The 7,595-nt window shown below is 57.2% G+C and carries 11 protein-coding genes; 3 read left to right on the forward strand and 8 right to left on the reverse strand.

The genetic code is table 11. From position 1 onward, the window contains the following. Positions 1-182: 182 nt before the first annotated feature. From ACOZK4_RS05650 to ACOZK4_RS05665, 4 genes are all read right to left on the reverse strand, one after another. A complete protein-coding gene (locus ACOZK4_RS05650) occupies positions 183-395 on the reverse strand; it encodes a hypothetical protein (protein ID WP_421590927.1) in 213 nt (70 codons plus the stop codon). Positions 396-442: 47 nt separating this feature from the next. Beyond that, entirely contained in the window at positions 443-1,060 is a 618-nt protein-coding gene (locus tag ACOZK4_RS05655) for a hypothetical protein (protein WP_421590928.1), read from the reverse strand. Continuing rightward, positions 1,057-1,233, reverse strand: coding sequence for a hypothetical protein (locus tag ACOZK4_RS05660; RefSeq protein WP_421590929.1), 177 nt, complete (start codon positions 1,231-1,233; stop codon positions 1,057-1,059). Before ACOZK4_RS05660 ends, ACOZK4_RS05655 begins: the two co-directional genes overlap by 4 nt. Before the next feature lie 243 nt (positions 1,234-1,476). Beyond that, positions 1,477-1,917 (reverse strand): hypothetical protein, encoded by a 441-nt coding sequence (locus ACOZK4_RS05665; protein WP_421590930.1) that lies wholly within the window; start codon positions 1,915-1,917, stop codon positions 1,477-1,479. 302 nt (positions 1,918-2,219) lie between these two features. Between ACOZK4_RS05665 and ACOZK4_RS05670 the strand changes: the two genes are divergently transcribed. The 3 genes from ACOZK4_RS05670 to ACOZK4_RS05680 are packed head-to-tail and all read left to right on the forward strand — an operon-like array spanning position 2,220 to position 3,471. Next, positions 2,220-2,645, forward strand: a complete 426-nt coding sequence (locus tag ACOZK4_RS05670; protein WP_421590932.1) for an Arc family DNA-binding protein — start codon at positions 2,220-2,222, stop codon at positions 2,643-2,645. A 16-nt stretch (positions 2,646-2,661) separates the two neighbouring features. Continuing rightward, positions 2,662-3,144, forward strand: a complete 483-nt coding sequence (locus ACOZK4_RS05675) for a helix-turn-helix domain-containing protein (RefSeq protein ID WP_421590933.1) — start codon at positions 2,662-2,664, stop codon at positions 3,142-3,144. 60 nt (positions 3,145-3,204) lie between these two features. Beyond that, positions 3,205-3,471: a type II toxin-antitoxin system HicB family antitoxin gene (locus ACOZK4_RS05680; RefSeq protein ID WP_421590934.1), complete on the forward strand. Its 267-nt coding sequence runs from the start codon at positions 3,205-3,207 to the stop codon at positions 3,469-3,471. A 268-nt stretch (positions 3,472-3,739) separates the two neighbouring features. Here ACOZK4_RS05680 and ACOZK4_RS05685 read toward each other — a convergent pair whose 3' ends face one another. The 4 genes from ACOZK4_RS05685 to ACOZK4_RS05700 are packed head-to-tail and all read right to left on the reverse strand — an operon-like array spanning position 3,740 to position 7,576. Further along, positions 3,740-4,840 carry an ABC transporter ATP-binding protein gene (locus ACOZK4_RS05685; RefSeq protein ID WP_421590936.1) on the reverse strand — a complete coding sequence of 367 codons (1,101 nt, stop codon included), beginning with the start codon at positions 4,838-4,840 and terminating at the stop codon, positions 3,740-3,742. Between the two features lie 2 nt (positions 4,841-4,842). Beyond that, positions 4,843-5,886, reverse strand: a complete 1,044-nt coding sequence (locus tag ACOZK4_RS05690; protein WP_421590937.1) for an NAD(P)-dependent alcohol dehydrogenase — start codon at positions 5,884-5,886, stop codon at positions 4,843-4,845. A 17-nt stretch (positions 5,887-5,903) separates the two neighbouring features. Continuing rightward, positions 5,904-6,716, reverse strand: coding sequence for a carbohydrate ABC transporter permease (locus ACOZK4_RS05695; RefSeq protein ID WP_421590939.1), 813 nt, complete (start codon positions 6,714-6,716; stop codon positions 5,904-5,906). Further along, positions 6,713-7,576 (reverse strand): carbohydrate ABC transporter permease, encoded by an 864-nt coding sequence (locus tag ACOZK4_RS05700; RefSeq protein WP_421590940.1) that lies wholly within the window; start codon positions 7,574-7,576, stop codon positions 6,713-6,715. The genes ACOZK4_RS05695 and ACOZK4_RS05700 overlap by 4 nt, the downstream gene beginning before the upstream one ends. Positions 7,577-7,595 lie beyond the last annotated feature (19 nt).

The raw sequence follows: 7,595 nt of genomic DNA on the forward strand, positions 1-7,595 counted from the left end.
ATCGACCTCTCGGAAGAGGAACAGCCGACCATTCCGACAAGCAGGGCAATTCCCAACGTGATACTTTGCCATGCACCTATGATGGATGGGGCCGCAGGGGATGTCCAGGCACCGACCGCCGGCGGTCGCGCCAAAGTTATTTCCTGACCGAGTTCTACTGCCACCGACGCTGCGGTTATTGTCTAAAGGTTCGTGATCCACACGACATTCTCGTCGTCCGTAACCAGCATTGCACGTGTCGCGAGCTCGGAACGAAGCTCCTCAGCAAATTTCCGCTCGGCTTTCTGCGTCGCTTCGCCAACAGTCGAGCCCACAATCACTGTGGAATAGATGACTGTTCCGAGGGTGTCATGCCGTTGGCCGGGCGTGCCGATCTTGTACGTGAAGTGGACCATGTTTCGCTCCTTTCGGCCGAAACATATCACCTCCGTGGAGCCCGGATCTACATCGTCCTACGATAGGAAGGTTTTCCGTCGGGAGACATCCACGATCGCAAATCCGATCTTATTGATTTGCCCGTGCTTTCTCCCTCAATCTGAGCCAACAGTAAATCCGGGTCCATCGCCAAGAACGTGTCGGACTTGGGAATATTGTCCGCAATTCCTTGAAGAGATAGGACTATCCACCTCTGAACCGTTCGTTTCACCCATGCATTATTTGTCGGGTTTCGACGGTTTCGGTTCTGGATAAAGCGCTCCCACTGCCATCCGCGGGCCTTCACCTCGGCATAAGCGAGTAGCACCTTCCGATGGTCCACGTCGCCGACGTGGGCGAGAACCCACGAGAACGACTCTTCCATGCGGCTGATCCGCTCCTTACTGCACTTCGCGTGGCGCTCTGTGCGACGGCGCTCGGCGGCCTCATACGATCGGGTGCGCTTTCCGCCCGTCTCCCTGATGTCGTCGACCTTGTTGGCGAACCACTCGGCATGTGTCTGCACGTAGTCCGGCATTGATGATACGAACGCCTGTGGGCCCACGCGGATAGGCAAAGCGATATCCGTTTCCATCGCTTTGATCAGCCGCTCGAGCACGATGGCGGTTTCCTCGGTGATCTTCATGCGGCATTGTCCTCTTCAATGATTTCCTGCGCGAGCAGGATGCTGATGGTGGTGACGGTTTTTGCGAGCCTTCCGCTTTCGCCCACAGCGAGCCGCAGAGCGCGTTCCTTGACCTTGGCAAGAATCGGTGAGTCCGAAGGCTGCGATAACGCTCCTCTGGGGCGCTGTGGCAAAATGCGTGCCTATTACATTCCAGACCGAGAACACGATGACGTCCTCAAAGCAGGTCTGGTTGCTGGCCTGAATGCAACGGATGGTGAGGCCGCACCTCTCCGCGTCCTTGTTGATGAGGCGCCGGACGTATCTGCCGCCATAAACGATATTGGCGGGTCGCGGCGTGCGACTTTCATGATAGGGGCGCACCCGGACGCCGTAGCCTTCCAGGAACTTGCGCAGGTTGAGGCCGCGCTGTCTGATCAAGGCTCACCCCGCGCCTTGGCAGCGAGGTATTCGGCCGGGTCGATCCGTTTAACCTCCGACGCTGCGCCGAACGTCCCGAGCTTCTGGTCTCGATAAGCCCGTTGCGCCGCAGGGTCGAACTTCGCCGCAGCAACGGCACGAACCCATCCGGCGGCTTTGGAGTCGTTGACCCTCATTCTGTGATCCGCTCGTTCCTGCTGCTGCTTTTCCTTGCGGCGGGCCTTCTTTGACTTCGGTTTTGCCTTTGGATCGGGCTTACCCCAAAGCACCTTCTTGTTGCTCCGGTGCTTGGGAATAGCCGCCTCGTTGTCAAGACGATCAAGGGCCTTCCATGCCGCCGCGTTGGTCTCAAATGGACCTTGAACGAGCTTTCCAGCCTGATCGGTGATTTCGTACTGGTCGTCGTCATTACGGGTGACGTTGAGAATACTGGTCATAGCGTCACCCTCCGCCACCAGAGGCGAGCCTTGAGCTTGATGAGGTCGAGGAGGATCATGACCGAACCTCCTTCTGCCGACGCTCCAGATCGAGCAACCTTTCAGACGGCTAGGGAACGCATGTTGCGTGCGGCCTCTTCAGTGAGCCAGCGTTTAATCTCTACGGGAATATTCAACTTGAACTGAGCACTAGCGTTCAACACAACGATCTCCTTTCACCAATTTAGTGATACATATCATTCACCAATTTGATGCACAACCGGACCTATTGGTTTTTTCACCAATTTGATGTTTAAGGGGCCATGGCCAAACAAGACGACTTTGCCCGTTACACAATCCGAATCCCTGCCGACCTCTACTCAGCCATCGAGAAGACGGCGGAGGAACAAAACCGCTCTCTTAACTCTGAAATAACGGCGAGGCTCAATCTCTCATTTGGTTATTATGAAGCAATCAAAAAGATTGAATTTCTCCAGAATGAAAACAACAAATTAAATAGAGAGATAGAATTGATGGAGGGCGACCTAAGACAGGTTGCCGAAGACCGAAAAAATGCAGAGATTAAAAATATTAACCAGTCGATTTATGTAGGAAATTTCCGCATTCTTTTGAAAACAATTTGCAATCATATCCTCAGTTTTGGCGAATCCGTACCTGAGGATTTGCGAACCTTTGCAAAAGACACTCTCAGTGAGATAAAATCTGAAGAAACCGCTCAACCAAAGTAGCAAGCGGAAAACGTTATTGAGTGAACCCGTTCAAGTCTATATAGAGCGCGTGAAAGCAGCACTCGGCATCACCACAGATGATGAGCTTTCGGCAAAACTCGGCAAATCGAAGCAAGCGATAGCGAACTGGCGGAAAAGGGAAAAGGTCCCTGTTGAAGCCGAGATCGAGCTCGCCAATATGCTTGGACCCAATTTCGCGCACGACGATTTAACGAGAGAGTTTGTTTTCTCCCGCGAGAATCGAATTGTTTATGCAGCGACCATGTATTGCTTCTCTCATTTTGAACAGTCTTTAGAGCGTGAGCTTACTCTTGAAGAGAGATTGAGCCTGGGTAGAGAGTTCCAAGAGGTGGAAAGCCTTATTCGAAAATATGTGAGACTTGAGAGAGACGAGCACCCGGATAAGATCATACTGAATGTAATGATGGACTGGTTTAGGAGGGGAATCCTTCCAGAAGTCTCTTCGATACTTTCGAAAGCCATAAAAACAAAAAATTAGGTCGAAAACATTTCCAAAGGAATTGTCGCTGCTCTGATCGATCAAACATGGAGCCCCCCTATGGAATACATCTACAAGGCGACGGTCACGCCGGACCCGGATGGCGGGTTTCTCATTACCTTCGATGATGTTCCCGAAGCCATCACCGCTGGAGCTGACCGCGCCGAGGCGCTGGCTAATGCGCGCGAGGCGCTTGGCCTCGCGCTGCTTGGTATCTTGGAGGATGGCTGTAACCTGCCGGCCGCCAGCGCCAACGACGGTGAGCCTATCGCGGTGGCCCCTTGCGTGGCGGCTGAGATAACCAGCGCGTTGAAGGGAAAAGGTTAAACCGAAAACCTTTTAGAGCGGCATAGACATCTGGCCGGCTTTGAACTGATCGAAGGGCTCGCCGACACGATCCGGCCAATGTTTCAACCATGCGCTTTTGATCCCGCTTTCCGTCGCCTCGACATGGCCTAGACGGCCGCCATTCGGATTGTCCAAAGTCACCCGGCCGCCGAGACAAAATTAACGATTCCGAGTTAGCGCGCTTTGGGGGAGTGCAGCGCGAAATGCTGGTTTTCCCTCAAGGCGTCTCGCGAAAAAACAACCAATGTTACCCAAGCTTACCTCTCAAGACTGAAAGGCCTGACTTGCGGTCAAATACGTGAATGCCTCCTTCAACAACCACAAAAGCCATTGTCGTCCCCCGTTTCGGCTGGCTGGCCGCTGGGACAAGGGCGCCGATTTCCTTGTCGTCAACACGGAAGGAAACTAGGGCATTGTCACCATGGAATTCGATGAGATCCGCCACGCCGCAGAGCGTATTTTCCCGAACCTCCTGGTTCGGGGCCGCCGTTAGCGATGACGGTCGCACACCGAGCGTCAAAGCTTGCCCTTCCTGGATGTCGAATCGCTCGCGACCAACCCTGAAGCGCTGGCCACGCCCTTCAAGCAGCCACATCTGGCCATCGGCACGCGCGGTGACCTCCAAGAAATTCATGTTCGGCGTGCCGATAAAGCTGGCAACGAAGAGCGTGCGCGGACGCTCATAGATTTCTGCAGGTGTACCAACCTGCTCGATAGCGCCGCCCTTCATCAGTACGATTCGGTCCGCCAGCGTCATTGCTTCGAGCTGGTCATGCGTGACGTAGATCGTCGTGGTCTTGAGGGTCTGATGCAGCCGAGCGATCTCGACGCGCATATGATTGCGCAGCTTGGCGTCGAGGTTGGATAGCGGCTCGTCGAAGAGGAAGACGCGGGGAGTCTTGATCATGGCGCGGGCAATCGCCACCCGCTGCTGCTGGCCACCCGAAAGCTCGGTTGGCTTGCGGGCAAGATATGGTTCCAGCCCCAACGTCGCCGCGACTGTCTTTATACGGCGATCGATCTCGGACACCTCGACCTTCATGCGCCTCAGGCCGAAGGCGATGTTGTCGTAGATCGTCATGTGGGGATAGAGGGCATAGTTCTGGAAAACCATCGCCACACCGCGGTCCCGTGGCTCAAGGTCGTTGACGGTGCGGCCGGCGATGGAGATCGCACCACCCGATATTTCCTCCAGCCCGGCGATCATACGCAGGAGCGTCGATTTCCCGCAGCCCGACGGACCGAGGAAGACGACGAATTCGTGGTCCTCGATTTCGAGATTGAAATCCTTGATGACATTGACGGCGCCGTAGGCCTTGTCGACATGGGAGCAGACGATGTTTGCCATGCTCAATTCTCCCCCTGCACGCGGATTTGCAGTTTCACATCGGTCGGCCTTGCTTCGGCGGCCCGTTCAAAGGCGGCAATGCTTTCGCCAAAGTCATAGGTGCCGGTAATCAAAGGCTTCAGATCGACCTTGCCTGAGGCGATAAGCTCCAGGGCGCGGTCGAAGACATTGGCATAGCGGAACACCGTCTCGACTCGGACCTCCTTCGAAATCGCACCGGGCACGTCAAAGCGCACCGTGTCCACCGGCAGGCCGACCAGAACGACGGCACCGCCGGGCCGCACGAGATCGAAGAGGCCGTCGAAGGCTTTCGCGCTGCCGCTCGCTTCGAAGACCACATCTGCCCCCCAACCCGCCGTTGCCGTAGACACGGCGGCAGCAAATATCGTCTCGGTCAGGTTCACAGGCTCGATGCCCGGATAGGCAGCAGCAATTGCCAGCTTCTCGGCGGAAAAATCTGAGATGAGGACTCGGCTGCAGCCGCCAGCCAGGGCGGCAAGTGCTACCATGATGCCGATCGGGCCGGCGCCGATGACCGCGGCGACATCACCCGGCACGATGCGAGCGCGGGCGGCGGCCTGCATGCCGATGGCGAAGGGCTCCACCATTGCCCCTTCCGCGAAGGACACGGTGTCCGGCAGGCGATAGGTGAACGCCGCGGGGTGCACCGCATAGGGAGCAAGAATGCCATGTACCGGCGGCGTCGCCCAGAAGCGCACGGTCGGGTCGACATTGTAGAGGCCGAGTTTCGAGGCGCGAGAGGAGAGATTGGGAATGCCCGGCTCCATGCACACCCGATCACCGACTGAAAGCGAGCGGACATTTTCGCCGATCTCGACAACAATGCCGGCCGCCTCGTGGCCGAGCACCATGGGAGCCCGCACCACATAGGCACCGATGGCACCGTGGGTATAGTAGTGCACGTCGCTGCCGCAAACGCCCACCGTGTGAATGGCGATCTTCACATCGTCAGCCCCGACGGAAAGCGGGAGATTGATGTCACGAAGGGCAAGCACGCCCTTTTCCTCGAGAACCAAGGCTTGCATGGGAAAATGTCCTGTCTTCAATTGCTCTTGCGCCGGAACGCATTGTTGAGAAGGCCGCTCAGGATGCCGATGAGCAGAAGCGGCGGAATGGAAAGCAGCACCACGGACGCGTTGAGGATGCCCCAGGGCACGTCACGCCCGAGTTGGGTGAGTTCCGAAGCGACGATCGGCAGCGTCTTGGCATCCGAGGTTGTCAGCATCAGCGCGATCAGGAACTCGTTCCAGACCAGCACGAAGGCAAAGGCGACGGCGCCGATGAGCGACCGCGAGGCGATCGGCAGCGCAACACGCAGGAACACCGCATAAGGGCCATAGCCGTCGACGCGCGCGGCCTCCTCCACCTCCTTGGGCACACGGGCGAAAGCCGGCACGCCGAGCCAGATGACGGTCGCGAGCGTCAACAAAGTATAGGTGGCGATCAACGAGGTCAGCGTGTCGTAGAAGCCGAGATCGAGCCAGATCACCATCAGCGGGATGGCAACCGCCACCGGCGGCAGGAAACGCAACGACAGCACAAAGAACTGGATGTCGGCGGACCAACGGTTCGGATAGCGTGCGATGGCATAGGCCGCCGGCAGGCCTAGAATCGCACCGATCACCACCGAACCGCCGGCCGCGAGGACCGAATTGACAAGTCCGGCGGCAACGCTTTCGCGGCCAAGCACATAGGCGAAATTGTCGAGCGTTGGCGCGAAGACGAAGAGCGGCGTGGGGGTGACAATATCCACCCGGTTCTTGAACGCGTTGATCGCCGTCCAGACCATTGGGAAGACTGCGGAAAAGGCCGCGAGATAGAGAGCCGATTTGCCGAGGATGCGGGAGACAGTCATGGTTTCACCCTCTTCCAGATCACCGTGAAGATGACAGTGGTCGCCAGCATCATGAGCACCGCCATGCTGGAGGCGTAGGAAATGCGGCCGGACTCGATGAAACCTTGCGAGAAGGCGTACATATCAAGCGTTTCCGTCGCGATGCCGGGACCACCACGTGTCATGACGTAGATGAGGTCGAAGGCCCGCAGTGACTCGATCATCTTGATGAAGATGAGCGAGATCAGCGGCGCCTTCAGCATGGGAACCGCGATATAGGCATAGACCTGCCACGGGCGCGCATGATCCAGCCGTGCGGCCTCGAAAGGCTGGGGCGGCAGGGTTTCGAGCAGTTTCAGCACGATAACCGCGAAGAACAGGCCCCATTGCCAGACATCGACAAGCGCGACTGTCATCAGCGCGGTGGTGGGGCTCGACAGGACGTCGAGCGGCTGGCCGGTAAGCATCTTGTAGGGATAGGTGATGATGCCATAGAGCGGGTGGAAGGCAAACTTCCAGACGAAGGCGGCCGACACGCGCGGCAGAATGACCGGCATCAGGAAGATCAGCGTCAGCACCGCCCGCTGGCGCATCGAGGCGAACTCGAAGAGCAGGATGCCAAGCACGACGGCGATGAACAGCGTCAACGTCACCGTGACAACTTCCCAGGTCAGCGATACGCCGACCGCATTGATGAAGCGGCGGTCGGAGAAGAGGTCGATGTAATTGGAAAGGCCGACGAAGCTGCCATCGGGACGGCTGAGATCTCGGTTGCGGAAGGAAATGTAGATGGCATAGGCCGTCGGCACGAAGGCCAGGACCGCGAGAATGGCAAGCGGCGGCGCCAGGAAGACGGCAGGCAGGCTAGTTCTTGATTTCATGATTCTTTCCTCGGGATCG

The sequence above is a fragment of the Shinella sp. M27 genome (assembly GCF_049199905.1).
Classification (GTDB): Bacteria; Pseudomonadota; Alphaproteobacteria; order Rhizobiales; family Rhizobiaceae; genus Shinella.

Coding starts and splice junctions, on each gene's coding strand:
- ACOZK4_RS05650 (WP_421590927.1), bottom strand. CDS start 395: ATGGTCCACTTCACGTACAAGATCGGCACGCCCGGCCAACGGCATGAC.
- ACOZK4_RS05655 (WP_421590928.1), bottom strand. CDS start 1,060: ATGAAGATCACCGAGGAAACCGCCATCGTGCTCGAGCGGCTGATCAAA.
- ACOZK4_RS05665 (WP_421590930.1), bottom strand. CDS start 1,917: ATGACCAGTATTCTCAACGTCACCCGTAATGACGACGACCAGTACGAA.
- ACOZK4_RS05670 (WP_421590932.1), top strand. CDS start 2,220: ATGGCCAAACAAGACGACTTTGCCCGTTACACAATCCGAATCCCTGCC.
- ACOZK4_RS05680 (WP_421590934.1), top strand. CDS start 3,205: ATGGAATACATCTACAAGGCGACGGTCACGCCGGACCCGGATGGCGGG.
- ACOZK4_RS05685 (WP_421590936.1), bottom strand. CDS start 4,840: ATGGCAAACATCGTCTGCTCCCATGTCGACAAGGCCTACGGCGCCGTC.
- ACOZK4_RS05690 (WP_421590937.1), bottom strand. CDS start 5,886: ATGCAAGCCTTGGTTCTCGAGGAAAAGGGCGTGCTTGCCCTTCGTGAC.
- ACOZK4_RS05695 (WP_421590939.1), bottom strand. CDS start 6,716: ATGACTGTCTCCCGCATCCTCGGCAAATCGGCTCTCTATCTCGCGGCC.
- ACOZK4_RS05700 (WP_421590940.1), bottom strand. CDS start 7,576: ATGAAATCAAGAACTAGCCTGCCTGCCGTCTTCCTGGCGCCGCCGCTT.